This is a genomic window from Streptomyces sp. NPDC050161 (assembly GCF_044460025.1).
GTDB lineage: Bacteria > Actinomycetota > Actinomycetes > Streptomycetales > Streptomycetaceae > Streptomyces.
Map to the genome: position 1 here is coordinate 533,828 of NZ_JBITJM010000002.1, position 16,035 is coordinate 549,862.

The 16,035-nt window shown below is 71.6% G+C and carries 16 protein-coding genes; 7 read left to right on the plus strand and 9 right to left on the minus strand.

Annotated features, from left to right (window positions below; all coding sequences use genetic code 11):
* Nucleotides 1-90: 90 nt before the first annotated feature.
* From ACIBK8_RS05525 to ACIBK8_RS05535, 3 genes are all read left to right on the plus strand, one after another.
* The gene (locus tag ACIBK8_RS05525; protein WP_399040297.1) at nt 91-495 is read left to right on the plus strand and encodes a VOC family protein; all 405 of its coding nucleotides are present in this window, start codon (nt 91-93) and stop codon (nt 493-495) included.
* Between the two features lie 53 nt (nt 496-548).
* Nucleotides 549-1,295 carry a DNA repair protein RecO gene (gene recO / locus ACIBK8_RS05530; RefSeq protein ID WP_393680153.1) on the plus strand — a complete coding sequence of 249 codons (747 nt, stop codon included), beginning with the start codon at nt 549-551 and terminating at the stop codon, nt 1,293-1,295.
* A 114-nt stretch (nt 1,296-1,409) separates the two neighbouring features.
* Nucleotides 1,410-2,228: an isoprenyl transferase gene (locus ACIBK8_RS05535; RefSeq protein ID WP_393680151.1), complete on the plus strand. Its 819-nt coding sequence runs from the start codon at nt 1,410-1,412 to the stop codon at nt 2,226-2,228.
* A gap of 100 nt (nt 2,229-2,328) precedes the next feature.
* On the opposite strand, the gene ACIBK8_RS05540 is transcribed toward ACIBK8_RS05535, so the two are convergent.
* The 4 genes from ACIBK8_RS05540 to ACIBK8_RS05555 all read right to left on the minus strand — a co-directional run bounded on the left by ACIBK8_RS05540 (nt 2,329) and on the right by ACIBK8_RS05555 (nt 5,627).
* Nucleotides 2,329-2,763: a Fur family transcriptional regulator gene (locus ACIBK8_RS05540; protein WP_393680149.1), complete on the minus strand. Its 435-nt coding sequence runs from the start codon at nt 2,761-2,763 to the stop codon at nt 2,329-2,331.
* Between the two features lie 150 nt (nt 2,764-2,913).
* Nucleotides 2,914-3,822: a metal ABC transporter permease gene (locus ACIBK8_RS05545; RefSeq protein WP_399040238.1), complete on the minus strand. Its 909-nt coding sequence runs from the start codon at nt 3,820-3,822 to the stop codon at nt 2,914-2,916.
* 1 nt (nt 3,823) lies between these two features.
* Nucleotides 3,824-4,609, minus strand: coding sequence for a metal ABC transporter ATP-binding protein (locus ACIBK8_RS05550; RefSeq protein WP_399040239.1), 786 nt, complete (start codon nt 4,607-4,609; stop codon nt 3,824-3,826).
* A 49-nt stretch (nt 4,610-4,658) separates the two neighbouring features.
* A complete protein-coding gene (locus ACIBK8_RS05555; protein ID WP_399040240.1) occupies nt 4,659-5,627 on the minus strand; it encodes a metal ABC transporter substrate-binding protein in 969 nt (322 codons plus the stop codon).
* 231 nt (nt 5,628-5,858) lie between these two features.
* On the opposite strand from ACIBK8_RS05555, the gene ACIBK8_RS05560 reads away from it, so the two are divergent.
* Nucleotides 5,859-7,241, plus strand: coding sequence for a glycine--tRNA ligase (locus tag ACIBK8_RS05560; RefSeq protein WP_399040241.1), 1,383 nt, complete (start codon nt 5,859-5,861; stop codon nt 7,239-7,241).
* Nucleotides 7,242-7,365: 124 nt separating this feature from the next.
* On the opposite strand, the gene ACIBK8_RS05565 is transcribed toward ACIBK8_RS05560, so the two are convergent.
* Nucleotides 7,366-7,788 (minus strand): hypothetical protein, encoded by a 423-nt coding sequence (locus ACIBK8_RS05565; protein WP_399040242.1) that lies wholly within the window; start codon nt 7,786-7,788, stop codon nt 7,366-7,368.
* Between the two features lie 177 nt (nt 7,789-7,965).
* On the opposite strand from ACIBK8_RS05565, the gene ACIBK8_RS05570 reads away from it, so the two are divergent.
* Nucleotides 7,966-9,177 (plus strand): sensor histidine kinase, encoded by a 1,212-nt coding sequence (locus tag ACIBK8_RS05570; protein ID WP_399040244.1) that lies wholly within the window; start codon nt 7,966-7,968, stop codon nt 9,175-9,177.
* Nucleotides 9,178-9,221: 44 nt separating this feature from the next.
* Nucleotides 9,222-9,863: a response regulator gene (locus tag ACIBK8_RS05575; protein WP_399040298.1), complete on the plus strand. Its 642-nt coding sequence runs from the start codon at nt 9,222-9,224 to the stop codon at nt 9,861-9,863.
* An 86-nt stretch (nt 9,864-9,949) separates the two neighbouring features.
* Here ACIBK8_RS05575 and ACIBK8_RS05580 read toward each other — a convergent pair whose 3' ends face one another.
* From ACIBK8_RS05580 to ACIBK8_RS05590, 3 genes are all read right to left on the minus strand, one after another.
* A complete protein-coding gene (locus ACIBK8_RS05580; RefSeq protein WP_399040245.1) occupies nt 9,950-10,531 on the minus strand; it encodes a TetR family transcriptional regulator in 582 nt (193 codons plus the stop codon).
* A 201-nt stretch (nt 10,532-10,732) separates the two neighbouring features.
* Nucleotides 10,733-11,737, minus strand: a complete 1,005-nt coding sequence (locus ACIBK8_RS05585; RefSeq protein WP_399040246.1) for an aldo/keto reductase — start codon at nt 11,735-11,737, stop codon at nt 10,733-10,735.
* Between the two features lie 142 nt (nt 11,738-11,879).
* Nucleotides 11,880-13,364, minus strand: a complete 1,485-nt coding sequence (locus ACIBK8_RS05590) for an MFS transporter (protein WP_399040247.1) — start codon at nt 13,362-13,364, stop codon at nt 11,880-11,882.
* Between the two features lie 101 nt (nt 13,365-13,465).
* Between ACIBK8_RS05590 and ACIBK8_RS05595 the strand changes: the two genes are divergently transcribed.
* On the plus strand, nt 13,466-14,386 hold the full coding sequence (locus ACIBK8_RS05595; protein ID WP_399040248.1) for a helix-turn-helix transcriptional regulator: 921 nt from the start codon (nt 13,466-13,468) through the stop codon (nt 14,384-14,386).
* Nucleotides 14,387-14,424: 38 nt separating this feature from the next.
* On the opposite strand, the gene ACIBK8_RS05600 is transcribed toward ACIBK8_RS05595, so the two are convergent.
* The gene (locus tag ACIBK8_RS05600; RefSeq protein WP_399040249.1) at nt 14,425-15,900 is read right to left on the minus strand and encodes an MFS transporter; all 1,476 of its coding nucleotides are present in this window, start codon (nt 15,898-15,900) and stop codon (nt 14,425-14,427) included.
* Between the last annotated feature and the right edge of the window lie 135 nt (nt 15,901-16,035).

The following is a 16,035-nucleotide window of genomic DNA, read 5'->3' on the forward strand; positions in this document are numbered from 1 at the left end:
AATACTGGACCGATTCTGTCCGCTATTTCTCCTAGCCTGCGAGGCGCAACAGCCCCAGCAGCCTCAGCAGCCAAGGAGATCACCATGGGCATGGACTTCGTCTCGATCCGCATCATCACCGGCGACGTCGCGCGCCTCGTCGCGTTCTACGAGCGCGTCACGGGGGTGCAGGCGGCGTGGGCCACCGAGGACTTCGCCGAACTCAGGACTCCCCACGCGACCCTCGCGATCGCCGGCACCCGCACCGTCCCGCTGTTCGCCCCGGGCTCGGCCCGCCCGGCGGACAACCGCAGCGTGATCACCGAGTTCCGCGTCGACGACGTGGACCGCGTGCACCAGGAGCTGACCGGCTTCGTCCCCGACTTCGTCGCCGAACCCACCACGATGCCCTGGGGCAACAGGTCGCTGCTGTTCCGCGACCCCGACGGCAACCTCGTCAACTTCTTCACCCCCGTCACCACGGCGGCCATCGAGAAGTTCGCGTCCCGAGCCTGAGGTCCCCAAGGGCCGGGCCCGCCGCGTCCGGCCGATGCGCGAGAATGGCCCCCATGAGTCTGTTCCGCGACGACGGCATCGTGCTGCGCACCCAGAAGCTGGGTGAGGCGGACCGGATCATCACGCTGCTCACCCGTGGTCACGGCCGGGTACGGGCGGTGGCGCGTGGCGTGCGGCGGACGAAGTCGAAGTTCGGGGCGCGCCTCGAACCGTTCTCCCACGTCGACGTGCAGTTCTTCGCGCGCGGCAGCGAGCTGATCGGGCGCGGGCTGCCGCTGTGCACGCAGAGCGAGACGATCGCGGCGTACGGCGGCGGGATCGTCACCGACTACGGCCGCTACACGGCGGGCACGGCGATGCTGGAGACGGCCGAGCGGTTCACCGATCACGAGGGCGAGCCGGCGGTGCAGCAGTACCTGCTGCTGGTCGGCGGGCTGCGGACGCTGGCGCGCGGGGAGCACGAGCCGCATCTGGTCCTGGACGCGTTCCTGCTGCGCTCGCTGGCCGTCAACGGCTACGCGCCGAGCTTCGACAGCTGTGCGAAATGCGGACTGCCGGGCCCGAACCGGTTCTTCTCGGTCGGTTCGGGAGGTGTGGTGTGCGGCGACTGCCGGGTGCCGGGAAGCGTCGTACCCTCCTCTGAGGCCATCGGGCTCCTCAGCGCGCTGCTGACCGGCGACTGGGAGACGGCGGACGCGAGCGAGCCGCGGCATGTCCGCGAGGGCAGCGGGCTCGTCGCCGCGTATCTGCACTGGCACCTGGAGCGGGGTCTGCGTTCCCTCAGGTACGTGGAGAAATAGCGCGTGACGGGGGCCCGGTGTGCAGGAATCGACGAGACGCAGGACGAGACGTAATCCGGCCCGGTCCGGCCTGAACCGGCCCAGGGCGATGGAGAAATGGGAGACGTGGGGCGCATGGCACGACGCGGGATTCTGGGCCGTAACCGGCGTGAATACGAGACGCCCGAACCGCATCCTTCCGGCGCGCGTCCGCCGAAGATTCCCGGTGAGCTGGTGCCGGAACACGTCGCCGTCGTCATGGACGGGAACGGCCGCTGGGCCAAGGAACGCGGGCTGCCGCGCACCGAAGGGCACAAGGTCGGCGAGGGCGTCGTCATGGACGTGCTCAAGGGCTGCATCGAAATGGGTGTGAAGAACCTTTCGCTGTACGCCTTCTCGACGGAGAACTGGAAGCGGTCACCCGACGAGGTGCGTTTCCTGATGAATTTCAACCGGGACGTCATCAGGCGGCGGCGTGACGAGATGGACGCGCTGGGTATCCGCATCCGGTGGGTCGGGCGGATGCCGAAGCTGTGGAAGTCCGTCGTCCAGGAACTCCAGGTCGCGCAGGAGCAGACCAAGAACAATGACGCGATGACGCTGTATTTCTGCGTGAATTACGGCGGTCGGGCGGAGATCGCGGACGCCGCCGCCGGGATCGCGGCGGACGTGAAGGCGGGGAAGCTCGACCCGGCGAAGGTCAACGAGAAGACCCTCGCGAAGTACATGTACTACCCGGACATGCCGGACGTGGACCTCTTCGTGCGGCCGTCCGGCGAGCAGCGCACGTCGAACTACCTGATCTGGCAGAGCGCCTACGCCGAGATGGTGTTCCAGGACATTCTCTGGCCGGATTTCGACCGCCGGAACCTCTGGGAAGCCTGCCTGGAGTACGCGAAGCGGGACCGCAGGTTCGGCGCGGCGCCGGTCGCGGAGGGCGAGTCGGCGACGTAGGGCCTGTCGCAGCCGCGGCGGAACGCCGAGAACGCCGAGAACGCAGAACGGGCCGCCTCCCCGGATCAGGGGGAGGCGGCCCGTTCGTTCGCTTCTGCGGCTACGCCTGCGCCGCGTCCGGCTGCTCGCCCGCGCAGTCGCCGCAGGTACCGAAGATCTCGATGGTGTGCGCCACGTCGCGGAAGCCGTGCTCCGCGGCGATCTGGTCGGCCCACTTCTCCACCGCAGGGCCCTCGACCTCGACGGCCTTGCCGCAGGCCCGGCACACCAGGTGGTGGTGATGGTCGTCGGTGCTGCACCGGCGGTAGACGGCCTCGCCCTCGCTGGTGCGCAGTACGTCGACCTCGCCTGCGTCGGCGAGGGACTGCAGCGTGCGGTAGACGGTGGTCAGCCCGACCGAGTCGCCGCGGTGCTTGAGCATGTCGTGCAGCTCCTGCGCACTGCGGAACTCGTCCACCTCGTCGAGTGCGGCGGACACCGCGGTCCGCTGCCGCGTCGACCGGCCGCGTACCGGAGATCCCGCGCTCGTCGCCACCGTTGCCTCCCTAGGTCGTGGCCGTCCCCCTTGGACGGGTGGGGCCATTGTGCCAGGTGATGACCGGAACGCCGGTGGAACACTTACCGGCAGTCCCGGGCGGGTCACCCGCACTCCCGCCCGCACTGTCACCCGGCACCGCCCCCGAGGTCAGACGCTCACGTCGTCCGCCGCGGTCCGGCCGCCGGGTACTTCCAGGGTGCACCCCTTCGCGCCGCCGGCGGCAGCCCGCGCGCGCTTTTTCGCTAGGGGTGCGGCGAGCGCGGTGAAGAGCACGAACAGCACGATGGCGAAGAGCACGATGGTCGCGCCGGACGGGACGTCGACGTAGTACGAGGTGGCGGTGCCGGTCAGGGTCACGCCGACGCCGATCGCCACGGCCAGCACGAAGGTCACCGCGAAGCTGCGGGTGATCTGCTGGGCGGCGGCGACCGGGATCACCATCAGCGCGGAGACCAGCAGCAGGCCGACGACCCGCATGGCGACGGTGACGGTGACCGCGGCGGTGACCGCCACCAGGAGGTTCAGCAGCCGCACCGGCAGTCCGGTGACCCGGGCGAACTCCTCGTCCTGGCAGACCGCGAACAGCTGGCGGCGCAGCCCGATGGTGATCGCGAGGACCACGGCTGCCAGCACGCAGATCGTCACCATGTCCTGCGAGGAGACGGTGGTGATGGAGCCGAAGAGGTAGGTGCTGAGGTTGGCGTTGGAGCCCGCGTCGGACAGGTTCATCAGCATCACGCCGCCGGCCATACCGCCGTAGAACAGCATGGCGAGCGCCAGATCGCCGCGGGTCCTGCCGTACCAGCGGATCAGCTCCATGGCGACGGAGCCGCCGATGGCGACGAAGGTGGCGACCCAGACCGGGCTGGCCCAGATGGAGCCGCTGTTGATCAGGAAGCCGAGGCCGACGCCGGTCAGCGCGACGTGGCCGATGCCGTCGCCCATCAGGGACTGCCGCCGCTGGACGAGGTAGATGCCGATGGCGGGCGCGGTGATGCCGACGATCAGGGCGGCGAGCAGGGCCCGCTGCATGAAGGTGTAGTCGAGGATTTCCATGTCAGCTCAGCAGTCCCGTACGGATCGGTGCCGGGTCGGCGTGCGGGTGGACGTGGTCGTGGCCGGGCAGGGCGTGCTGGCCGACGGCCTCCGGCGGCGGGCCGTCGTGCACCACGCAGCCGTCCCGAAGGACCACGGCACGGTCGATCAGCGGCTCCAGCGGGCCCAGTTCGTGCAGTACGAGCAGGACGGTGGTGCCGCGGGCGACCTGCTCGCGCAGCGCGCCCGCCAGCACTTCCTGGCTGGCCAGGTCCACACCGGCCATCGGCTCGTCCATGATCAGCAGTTCCGGCTCGACGGCCAGCGCGCGGGCGATCAGCACCCGCTGGTGCTGGCCGCCGGAGAGCGCGCTCACCGAGTCCTTGGCGCGGTCGGCCATCCCGACCAGCTCCAGGGCGTGGTGCACGGCGGCGCGGTCGGCCTTGCGCAGCAGGCCGAACTTCGTACGGGCCAGCCGCCCGGCCGTGACGATCTCGCTGACGGTGGCGGGGACGCCGCCCGCGGCCGTGGTGCGCTGCGGCACGTAGCCGATCCGCGCCCAGTCCTTGAAGCGGCGGAACTCCGTGCCGAAGAGCGACAGCGTGCCGCCGGTGAGCGGCACCTGGCCGATCACCGACCGTACGGCGGTGGACTTGCCGGAGCCGTTGGCGCCGAGCAGGGCGACGACCTCGCCGGTGCGTACGGTCAGGTCGACGCCGCGCAGGACCTGGCGGGCGCCCAGCGTCGCGGTGGCCGCGCGCAGGTCGATGACCGGCTGCCGGTCCGGCTCTCGCGCCGGTGTGTTCATGGTGGTCTCCGTCACGACGTGCGGTCCAGGGCGGGCGGTTGGGGGTGGGTCACTTGCTGCCGAGCGCCTTCTGGAGGGCGGCGAGGTTGGACTGCATCACCTCGAAGTAGTCCCGGCCGCGGGTCTTGTCCGTGATCCCTTCGAGCGGGTCGAGGACGTCGGTCTTCAGGTGCAGGTCGCCCGCCAGGGACTTGGCGGTGGCCGGGTTGGCGAGGGTCTCGAAGAACACCGTGGAGACGTGGTGCTTGTCGGCGAGGCCGTGCAGCGCCTTGATGCGGTTGGCGCTGGGCTCGGACTCGGGGTCGATGCCGCTGATGGCCTCCTCGGTCAGGCCGTAGCGCTCGGCGAGGTAGCCGAAGGCCGCGTGGGTGGTGATGAAGGTGTCCGACGCGCGGTTCTTCAAGCCGTTCTCGAAGGCGGTGTTCAGCCCGTCCAGCTTCTTGACCAGGGCGTTGGTGTTCTTCTGGTAGTCGGCCTTGTGGTCAGGGTCGGCCTTGGCGAGGGTCTTGTTCACGCCCTTGGCGACCTGGGCGTACTTCACGGGGTCGAGCCAGATGTGCGGGTCGTCGCCGGCCTTGGCCTCGGCCTCGGAGTGCGCGTGGTCGTCGCCGGTGGTGTGGTGGTGGCCGCCCACCTCGGAGCCGTGCTCCTCCATCGAGGTCATCGCGGCGGCGTCGGCGACGTTCTTGACGCCGGACTGCTTGATCGCCTCGTCGACGGCGGGCTGGAGGCCCTTGAGGTAGACGATGGCGCCGGACTCGCCGAGCGCGCCGGTCTGCCGCGGGGAAAGCTCCAGGTCGTGCGGCTCGACGCCGGGCTTGGTGAGGTTGGACACCTCGACGTGGTCGCCGCCGATCTGCTCCGCGAGGAACTGCATCGGATAGAACGACGCCGTCACCTTCAGCTTGCCGTTGTCGCGGCCCGCGCCGTCGGACGCGGAGCAGGCGGAGAGGGCCAGGAGACCGAGGGCGGAGGCTCCGGCGACGGCAGCGGTCGGTATGAGGCGACGTATGTTCATGACAGTCATTTTCAACAAAGTTGGAAACGATTGTCAACAAAGCGGATTGTCGGACCGGTAGGGAAGGGCGGGTTCCGGGACGAAGCGGGAAGTGGCCGTTATCCGATTTGGCCCGGGGGGTACGGCCGCCGGTACCCTGAATCATTCTTGGTTCGTCTCATCACCGCCTCCGCATCGTGGCGCTGTGCGCCGCCCCCCATCCATCGTTCGTCGTCGTATGAAGAGAGCACCGTGGCCGCCGACAAGATCGATAGCATCGTCAGCCTGAGCAAGCGCCGTGGCTTCGTCTACCCCTGTAGTGAGATCTACGGCGGTTCGCGGGCCGCCTGGGACTACGGTCCGCTGGGTGTCGAGCTCAAGGAGAACCTCAAGCGTCAGTGGTGGCGCTCCATGGTCACCTCGCGCGACGACGTCGTCGGCCTCGACTCGTCCGTGATCCTGGCCCCCGAGGTCTGGGTGGCCTCCGGCCACGTCGCCACCTTCACCGACCCGCTCACCGAGTGCACCGCCTGCCACAAGCGCTTCCGCGCCGACCACCTGGAAGAGGCGTACGAGGCGAAGCACGGGCGGCTGCCCGCGAACGGTCTGGCCGACCTGAACTGCCCGCACTGCGGCAACAAGGGCTCCTTCACCGAGCCCAAGCAGTTCTCCGGCCTGCTCTCCACCCACCTCGGCCCCTCGCAGGACACCGCGTCGGTCGCCTACCTGCGCCCCGAGACCGCGCAGGGCATCTTCACCAACTTCGCCCAGGTCCAGCAGACCTCCCGCAAGAAGCCGCCGTTCGGCATCGCGCAGATGGGCAAGTCGTTCCGGAACGAGATCACTCCGGGCAACTTCATCTTCCGCACCCGCGAGTTCGAGCAGATGGAGATGGAGTTCTTCGTCAAGCCGGGCGAGGACGAGCAGTGGCACGAGTACTGGATGGAGCAGCGCTGGAACTGGTACCGCGACCTCGGTATCCGTGAGGAGAACATCCGGTGGTACGACCACCCCAAGGAGAAGCTCTCCCACTACTCCAAGCGCACCGCTGACATCGAGTACCGCTTCAACTTCGGCGGCACCGAGTTCTCCGAGCTGGAGGGTGTGGCCAACCGCACCGACTTCGACCTGTCCGCGCACTCCAAGGCGTCCGGCCAGGACCTGTCGTACTTCGACCAGGAGGCCGGCGAGCGCTGGACTCCGTACGTCATCGAGCCGGCGGCCGGCGTGAACCGCGCCATGCTCGCCTTCATGCTCGACGCGTACATCGAGGACGAGGCGCCGAACGCCAAGGGCAAGATGGAGAAGCGCACGGTCATGCGTCTCGACCCGCGCCTGGCGCCGGTCAAGGTCGCCGTGCTGCCGCTGTCCCGCAACCCGCAGCTGTCGCCGAAGGCCAAGGGCCTCGCCGCCGACCTGCGCAAGAACTGGAACATCGAGTTCGACGACGCGGGCGCCATCGGCCGCCGCTACCGTCGCCAGGACGAGATCGGCACCCCGTTCTGCGTCACCGTCGACTTCGACACCCTCGACGACAACGCGGTGACCGTGCGCGAGCGCGACACCATGAAGCAGGAGCGCGTCTCCCTGGACCAGATCCAGGCATACCTGGGCGCGCGGCTGCTCGGCTGCTAGTCCGGGGCGCGGGGCCTTTCGAGGTCGCGCCGTCCACGCGTCGCATCAGGCGCCGTCCCGCCGGGAATTCCCGGAGGGACGGCGCCTGACGTGTGTGGCGAAGGGGGCGGGTCGCGGGGCCGGATCAGCGGCCGTGCGGCGTGGCCGGGCGCAGCGCGAGCCGTGCGCACAGGGCCGCCAGCGGGAGTTCGGCGGCGAGCGCCATCGCCACGGCGCAGGCCAGGTCGGGGCCGGCCGCGGTGGCGACGTCCACGACGGCGTCGGCGGTCAGCAGTACGGCGGCGCCCGCCGCGGCCGTGCGGTGGCCCGGCGTGCCGCGCCGCAGGCGGGCCCCCGCGGTCAGCAGGGCCGCCGCCTCCAGGAGGTCGAGGGCGATCCAGGCGGCGGCCTGCCGGGGCGGCAGCGTGGTGGCGAGGCAGACCGTCCACGGCAGCAGGGCGAGCCCCGCGCCGGTCAGCACCCGGCCCTGCCAACGGCTGCCGCCACCGACCCGTGCGAGGCGCCAACCGCCGGTCGGGACAGGGGAGTTGAGGGTGACAAGGGCCATGGTCGGGACCACTTTCGGGGAGAGGGAACCCGGCTCTCGGGCTCGGTTTCCACTCTGGTGATCCGGGCCGCCCGTGTCGGTAGCCCGGCTGTCCGACCTGGGGTGGCACCAGGTACACCCCCGAACCGGAAGGTGGCGTCAATGCGGTGCCGCGCGCACCCCGCATAGCGTGGGGACATGACCTTTCCGCCCTGGTTGCGCCGCTTGCTGCGGCTGCGGCGCGACCTGCTCTTCCTCGCCGCCGGGGTGCTCGTGCACCTGCTGCCGGTCCCCCTGTTCGTCTGGGCCGCGGTGCTCATCGGCCAGACGCTGGCCGGCACCTCGTCCGACGCCCCGGTGATCCTCTCCGTCCCGCTGGCCCTGCTCGTCGCCGCCGGGTACGGCCTGACGGAGGCGCAGCGGTGGCGGTTCCGCGCCCTGTGCGGGGTGGAGTTGCCGCGGCTCGGATTCCGGCGCGCGCGGCGGCAGTTCGGCTACCAGTTCCTGATCGGCCCGCTGCTCGGCGTGCTCGAACTCCTGCTGCTCGCGCTGCTGGCGGTGGGCATCGCGGCGTCGACGGTGCTGGTGTGGATCTGGATCGTGCCCTGGCAGTGGCGCGTCGGGCACCCCGGCTACACGACCCGGGCCGCCTACGTCACCGCGCTCGGCCTGCTCGCGCTGGCCGCGGTGCCGCCGCTGGCCGCCGGTCTGGTGCGGCTGGAGGATCTCGTCGGGCGGGCGGTGCTGGGGGTCAGCCGGTCCGACGAACTGGAGCGGCGGGTCGAGGACCTGACCGAGAGCCGGGCGGGTGCGGTGGACGCGGCCGACGCCGAACGCCGCCGCATCGAGCGGGATCTGCACGACGGCGCCCAGCAGCGCCTGGTGTCGCTGGCGCTCAACCTCGGTCTGGCGAAGGCGACGCTCACCGATCTGCCTCCCGAGGCCAAGGACGTCATCGACGCGGCGCACCGCGAGGCGAAGGACGCGATCGAGGAGCTGAACAGCCTGGTGCGCGGGCTGCACCCCGCCGTACTCGACGAACTCGGCCTGGACGCCGCGCTGTCGGGGCTCGCGGCCCGTGCGCCGCTGCCGGTGCGGCTGCGGGTCGATCTGCCGGAGCGGGCCGCGGCGCCCGTCGAGGCCGTCGCGTACTTCGTCGTGTCGGAGGCGCTGACCAACGTGGCCAAGCACGCGCGGGACGCGACCCGGGCCGATGTGACCGTCACCCGGCTCGGCGGAATACTGCGGGTGGCGATAGCCGACGACGGGGCGGGCGGCGCCGACGTGTCGCGGGGGAGCGGCCTGAAGGGGCTTGCCCAGCGGGTGCGTTCGGTGGACGGGACGTTCCGGATGAGCAGCCCCGTGGGAGGGCCGACCGTGATGAGAGTGGAGTTGCCGTGCCCGATGTGAGCCGTGCCGCCGTGGTCCCCGAGGGCGCCGGCGGGCGCACCGCCGTGATCGCCGAGGACTCGGTCCTGCTGCGGATCGGCCTGGTCAAGGTGCTGGAGATGGCCGGGTTCACGGTGCTGGCCGAAGCGGGCGACGCGGAGCAGCTGCTGGCCGACGTCGCCGCCCACCGGCCCGGCCTCGCGGTGGTGGACGTCCGGATGCCGCCCGGCTTCACGGACGAGGGGGTGCGGGCCGCGCTGTCGATCCGGCGGGAGTGGCCGGGTACCGCGGTGCTGATGCTGTCCCAGTACGTGGAGGAGCGCTACGCGGCCGATCTGCTCGCGAGCCACACCAGCGGGGTGGGCTATCTCCTCAAGCAACGGGTCGCGGACGTCGAGGAGTTCATCGAGGCGCTGCGGCGGGTCGCGGACGGCGGCACCGCCCTCGACCCGCAGGTCGTCGCGCAGTTGCTGGTGCGCAGGGCGAGCGACCCGATGGAGCGGCTGACCGGACGCGAGCGCGAGGTGCTGGCGCTGATGGCCGAGGGCCGCTCCAACGCGGGGATCGCCGCGCAGCTCGTCGTGAGCGAGAGCGCGGTCGCCAAGCACATCAACAGCATCCTGGCCAAGCTCGACCTGCCGGTGACCGACGCCGACCACCGCCGGGTGCTGGCGGTGCTCCGCTTCCTGGGCGTGGGGCGGGACTGAGGGGCACGCGGCCGTGGCCCGGCCCGGTGGCCCGGCCCGTGGCCGCCGTCCTCCTGCCTCCCGCCTCCCGCCTCCCGCCTCCGGCGTCAGGCGCCCAGGCCGCGCAGGACGAGGTGGCGTACCGCTTCGAAGGCCGGGGCGATGTCGGGGCGGGACCACTCGGGGGCGTAGGCCGGGTCGTGGAAGCGGCCGGTGGCGTCGAAGACGGCGCGGGCGGTGACGGCGGGGGAAGGCGCGGTGAAGGTGCCCTGGGCCACGCCGGCCTCGATGATGGCGGTGAGCTGGGATTCCAGGTCGGTGATGTGCCGGTCGATGACGCCGCCGCTCTCGCGTATCAGCGCCATGTACGTCGCGAAGAGCTCGGGGTCGTCACCGGCCTTGTGCCGCTTGGCCTCGAACAGGGCGGTCATCCAGCGGTCCAGGCGGTCGGCCGCCGGGCCCTCTTCCGTGACGATCTCCGACAGCTGCTCGCTGGTGCGGTCCAGCCAGCGCGCCGTGACCGCCTCGCGCAGCGCCGCCTTCGTACGGAAGTGGCGGTAGACGCTGCCGTGGCTGACTCCCAGGGCACGCGCGACATCGACGACCGTGGCCTTCGCCGGGCCGTAGCGGCGCAGCACGTCCTCGGTGGCTTCGAGGATGCGCTCGGGAGTCAGGGTCTCGGAGGACATGACGCGGCCGGCCTTTCGGAGTGACGGGGCGGAGTACGGACGCATCCGGCGGGTGCGCCCGCCCGGAGTGCCCGCCCGGCACCCGCCGGAGGAGGCGGACACCGGGGAACACACGCGCCGGGTACGTACGGACCGTACCTGGCGGGTGCGCCGGATACGTACGGGACCGTACCCGGCAGCCGCCCCGCGTGCCCCCGCCGCTCACCGCTCGCTGTCCAGGTCCGCCATCGCCTCCTTCGGGTAGCGGTCGCCGGACGCCGCACCGGCGGGTACCGCGGCCTCGATGGCGGCGAGGTCGTCGGCGTCCAGCGTGAGGTCGGCGGCGCCCAGGGCCTCGGCCAGCCGGTCGCGGCGGCGGGCGCCGACCAGCGGCACGATGTCTTCGCCGCGGGAGAGCACCCAGGCGATGGCGGTCTGGGCGACCGAGACGCCCCGCTGCTCGGAGATCGTGCGCAGCGCGTCCACCAGGTCGAGATTGCGGTCGAGGTTCTCGCCCTGGAAGCGCGGGCTCATCCCGCGGAAGTCGTTCGCCGCGAGCTTGCGGTCGCGCTGCCAGTGCCCGCTGATCAGGCCGCGGGCGAGCACGCCGTACGCGGTCACGCCGATGCCCAGCTCGCGGGCGGTGGGCAGGATGCTGTCCTCGATGCCGCGGGAGATGAGGGAGTACTCGATCTGGAGGTCGGATATCGGGGCGACGGCCGCGGCCCTGCGCAGGGTGTCGGCGCCGACCTCGGACAGGCCGATGTGCCGGACGTGGCCCGCCTCGACCAGCTCGGCGATGGCGCCGACCGTCTCCTCGACGGGGACGTCGGAGTCGAGCCGGGCGATGCGGTAGATGTCGATGTGGTCGACACCCAGCCGCTGGAGGGAGTACGCGGCGAAGTTCTTGACCGCAGCGGGACGGCCGTCGTAGCCGTTGAAGGCGCCTTCGACGGAGCGAAGGGCGCCGAACTTGACGCTGGTCAGGGCCTTTTCGCGGGCGGCGGCCGGAGCGGTGCGCAGGGCTTCGCCGATGAGGAGTTCGTTGTGCCCCATGCCGTAGAAGTCGCCGGTGTCGAGCAGGGTGACGCCGGCGTCGAGGGCGGCGTGCAGGGTGGCGATGGACTCGGCGCGGTCGGTGTCGCCGTAGAGGGCGGACATGCCCATGCAGCCGAGACCGAGCGCGGAGGTCCGGGGTCCTGTGGTGCCGAGGGTGCGGGTGCGCACGATGTGCTCCTTGATGGGAGGGACGGTGGCGTGCACCCAGCATGGCATGACGACTGACAGATTTCAATATCTGTCAGTCGTCATCGGTCGTCATGTGTGAGTCCGGTGCCGGGAGCGGGCCGCCCGCCCCGCCCCGGCCCGCTCAGCGCAGCGTGCGCGGCAGCCGGAAGCCCAGGGCGGTGGTGCCCAGAACGATCACCAGCTGGGTGAGCAGGGCCGCGAGCAGCGCGTCACGGATACCGGTCGAGGGCGCCACCGACAGGAAGAGCGTGCCGAGCGTGGCCACGCCCAGCGCGAGCCCGGACTGCTGCGTGGTGACCATGACACCGCCGCCGACCCCGGCCTGCGCCATCGGCAGTTCGCTCAGCACGACCCGCATCAGCACCGGCAGCACCAGCCCCTGGCCGAGCCCCAGAATCGCCATGCTCGGCGCGAGACCGGCCACCGAAACGCCGGGCCACCCGCCGTGCACGGTCAGCGCCAGAGCCACCAGACCGGCCGCCTGGATCACCGAACCGGCCAGCACCACCCGGCGGCCGAACCTCCCCACCAGCCGCGGCCCGGCGAGCGAGGCCAGGAAGAACATGACGCACAGCGGCACCAGCGACAGACCCGCGGCCAACGGCCCGTACCGCAGGCCGTCCTGGAGGGCGACGGCCACCACGAACATGAAGCCGCCGAAGCCGACGGAGAACGGAACGATCATGGTGAGGCCGCTGCGCACGGAAGGGATGCGCAACAGGGACGGCGGGACGAGCGGGGCGCGCCCGGTGCGTTCGGCGCGACGCTCGACGACGACGAACGCGACGGCGGCGAACGGGAACGCGGCGAGCAGCACCCAGGACCACAGCGGCCAGCCCGCCGCCCGGCCCTCGGTCAGCGGCAGCAGCAGGGAGATCAGCGCGGCGGCCAGCAGCGCGGTGCCGGGGCCGTCGACCCGCGCCGGGTGCGGCGAGCGGGTCTCAGGGACGGTACGCAGGGCGAGCAGCCAGGCCGCGGCGGCGATCGGCACGTTCACCAGGAAGACCGCCCGCCAGCCGGTGCCCGCCAGGTCGGCGGAGACCAGCAGCCCGCCGAGCACCTGGCCGACGGCGCTGGAGATCCCGGCCGTGCCGCCGTACAGGCTGACGGCCCTGGCCCGGTGCGCGCCGGTCGTCGTGGCCTGGATGGTGGCCAGCACCTGCGGCAGCATCAGCGCGGCAGCCGCGCCCTGGGCGACCCGGGCGGCCACCAGCGTCCACGCGTCCGGCGCCAGGCCGCAGGCCAGCGAGGTCACACCGAAAGCGGCAAGACCCCACAGGAACAGCCGCCTGCGGCCCGCCATGTCGCCGAGCCTGCCGCCCAGGACGAGCAGCATCGCGTACGCGACGCCGTAGCCCGCCACCACCATTTCCAGCATCGCCGGGCCCGCGTCCAGGTCACGGTCGATGGTCGGCAGGGCGACGTTGACGATGAAGAAGTCGATCATCGGCAGGGCCGCGCCCAGGAGGACGGTCAGCAGGCCGACGGGGGTCAGGAGGGACGGTGCGGCGCCGGGCGCGGACGCCGCGGTGGCGCCGTGACCGGCCGCGGGCGGTGCGGTTCCGGGGCCGGCAGGAACGGTGGTGGGTATGCGGGTATCGCTCACGGGGACGACGATCACCGCCGCCTCAGCCTGGTACCAGAGTGTCTTTATCCTGGTACTGCTACCACCTGGTAACCGGCTGAGCCCTGCTGCACTCTTGACGCATGACGGCGACCGTGTCCACCCCTCAGATGCAGATCCAGGCCCCTCCCGCCGGCTGGACCGGGACCGGGCCCCTGCGGCCGGCCGGTCCGCGCACCGACGCCGAGATCCGGCGCGCCGAACTGGCGAGCTTCCTGCGCAGCCGCCGGGAGCGGATCACCCCGGAGCAGGTCGGCCTGCCCCGGGGCAGGCGCCGCCGCACCCCGGGGCTGCGCCGCGAGGAGGTCGCGCAGCTCGCCGCCGTCGGCGTCACCTGGTACACGTGGTTGGAGCAGGCCAGGGACATCCGCGTCTCGACGCAGGTGCTGGACGCCATCGCCAAGGGCCTGCTGCTGGACCGCGCCGAGCGCAGCCATCTGTTCGCGCTCGCCGGGGAGGCCGAGCCGCGGGGCGGCAAGGAGTGCACGGGCATACCCGACGCGCTGCGGCAGGTGCTCGACCAGCTGTCGCCGTTCCCCGCCGTCATCCAGAACAGCAGGTTCGATCTCCTCGCGTACAACGCCACCTACGGGCGGCTGCTGTGCGACCTGGACGCGCTGCCGGAGGAGGACCGCAACTGCCTGTGGCTGGCGTTCACCAACGAGGAGTGGCGGGCCCGGCTCGTCGACCTGGACGTCGTGGTGCGGACGATGGCGGCGAAGTTCCGCGCCGCGATGGCCGACCACGTCGCCGAACACGACTGGAAGTCGCTGCTGGCGCGGCTGACCGACGCGTCACCGGAGTTCCGGGAGATCTGGGCCCGGCACGAAGTCGTCCAACCGGTCAGCAGGACCAAGGTCTTCCGGCACCCGCAGGTGGGCATCGTCCAGTTCGCCGTCGCGTCGCTGTGGACGGGCCCCAACCGCGGCCCCAGGCTGCTCACGTACACGCCGGTCGACGACGCGACCCGGGAGCGTCTGGAAGCCCTGGCCCGCCTGGAGTAGCACCGGGTGCCCAGCGCGCCCCGGGCGGGCCGCGGACGTCAGGCGCCCGTGGTCGCCGACGGCTGCCCGCGGGCCGGTTCCTCGTCGAACAGCGCAGCGGTGTGCCGTGCGGTGGCGCGGGCCCAGCGTCCTGTGGTCAGCGCGCCGAGCAGCAGGATGGCGGCGGCGCAGCCGGTGAGGATCCACCAGGCGGGGCGGGCGGCTGCGACGAAGTCGGCTGCTGCCGCCGCGTGCGCCGGGTGCGCGGCGGTGTGCACACCGCCCGCCAGCACCGCGCCGATCACCGCGACACCCAGCGACGATCCGACCTGGCGGCTGGTCGAGGCGACGGCCGCGGCGACCCCCGCCTGGGTGCGCGGCATGCCGGACACGGCGGTATTGGTGATCGGCGCGTTGACCAGGCCGAATCCGACGCCGAAGAGCACGTAGCCGGTGAACAGCAGCGCGTTGTCGGCCGCCGCGTCGAACGCCGCGAACAGCAGCCCACTGGCGCCCATCGCGCAGCCCGCGAGCAGCAGCGGAAGCCGCGGCCCCCGGCTGCCGACCAGCCGCCCCGACAGCGGCGCGAACAGCAGCGTCATCCCGGCCATCGGCAGCATGTAGAGCCCGGCCTCCAGGGCGGACAGGCCGCGGATGTTCTGGAGGTAGAGGGTGTTCATGAAGAGGAACCCGGCGAGCGAGGCGAACGCGCAGACCGCGACGACGGTGGCCCCGCTGAACGGCGCGCTGTGGAAGAACCGCAGATCGATCAGCGGGTCGCGGCGCCGCCTTTCGTAGCCGACGAGACCGGCCAGCGCGGCCAGCGCGACGAGGGCGAAGGTCAGAATCTCGGCGGAGAGCCAGCCGGCGTCGGGCGCCTCGATGATCGCGTACGTGAGCGAGCCGAACAGGGCGATGACCAGCAGCTGTCCGACCGGGTCGGCCCGGCGCGGCCTCGGGGCGCGGGACTCGGGCACGTAGCGCAGGGTCAGGAAGAGGGCCAGGGCACCGATCGGGACGTTTATCCAGAAGATCGAACGCCAGCCGACGGACTCCACCAGCAGGCCGCCGACGATCGGCCCGGCCGCCATGCTGATGCCGACCACGCCGCCCCACACACCGATCGCGCGGGCCCGCTCGCGGGGCTCGGTGAAGGTGTTGGTGATGATCGACATCGCGACGGGGTTGAGCATCGAGCCGCCGACCGCCTGCACCATCCGGAAGACCACCAGCCACTCCAGGCCGGGCGCCAGGCTGCACAGCAGCGACCCGAGCGAGAAGACGACCAGACCGGCCAGGAAGACCCGGCGCCTGCCGAGCCGGTCGGCCATCGAGCCGGACAGCATCAGCAGCGAGGCCAGGACCAGCGTGTAGGCGTCGATGGTCCACTGCAGGCCGGAGACCGATGCGTGCAGTTCGCGCTGCACGGAGGGCAGCGCGACGTTGAGGACGGTGTTGTCGAGGCTGACGATCAGCAGGCTCATACAGCAGATCGCCAGGACGAGCAGGCGCCGCCGGTGGCTCAGCTCAGGCATGGTTGAACGCTACAACGACCGGTGGCCGAAGGCCCTGCCGGAACCGGTCATCGGATGCGGGACAATGGGAGGTCGCACGACGGCCCGCCCGGTGCCGCGCCGCCATCCGTCCCCCGACCGCCGAAGGAATCCGCT

Coding starts and splice junctions, on each gene's coding strand:
- ACIBK8_RS05525 (WP_399040297.1), top strand. CDS start 91: ATGGACTTCGTCTCGATCCGCATCATCACCGGCGACGTCGCGCGCCTC.
- recO (WP_393680153.1), top strand. CDS start 549: ATGAGTCTGTTCCGCGACGACGGCATCGTGCTGCGCACCCAGAAGCTG.
- ACIBK8_RS05535 (WP_393680151.1), top strand. CDS start 1,410: ATGGCACGACGCGGGATTCTGGGCCGTAACCGGCGTGAATACGAGACG.
- ACIBK8_RS05545 (WP_399040238.1), bottom strand. CDS start 3,822: ATGGAAATCCTCGACTACACCTTCATGCAGCGGGCCCTGCTCGCCGCC.
- ACIBK8_RS05550 (WP_399040239.1), bottom strand. CDS start 4,609: ATGAACACACCGGCGCGAGAGCCGGACCGGCAGCCGGTCATCGACCTG.
- ACIBK8_RS05555 (WP_399040240.1), bottom strand. CDS start 5,627: ATGAACATACGTCGCCTCATACCGACCGCTGCCGTCGCCGGAGCCTCC.
- ACIBK8_RS05565 (WP_399040242.1), bottom strand. CDS start 7,788: ATGGCCCTTGTCACCCTCAACTCCCCTGTCCCGACCGGCGGTTGGCGC.
- ACIBK8_RS05570 (WP_399040244.1), top strand. CDS start 7,966: ATGACCTTTCCGCCCTGGTTGCGCCGCTTGCTGCGGCTGCGGCGCGAC.
- ACIBK8_RS05580 (WP_399040245.1), bottom strand. CDS start 10,531: ATGTCCTCCGAGACCCTGACTCCCGAGCGCATCCTCGAAGCCACCGAG.
- ACIBK8_RS05595 (WP_399040248.1), top strand. CDS start 13,466: ATGACGGCGACCGTGTCCACCCCTCAGATGCAGATCCAGGCCCCTCCC.
- ACIBK8_RS05600 (WP_399040249.1), bottom strand. CDS start 15,900: ATGCCTGAGCTGAGCCACCGGCGGCGCCTGCTCGTCCTGGCGATCTGC.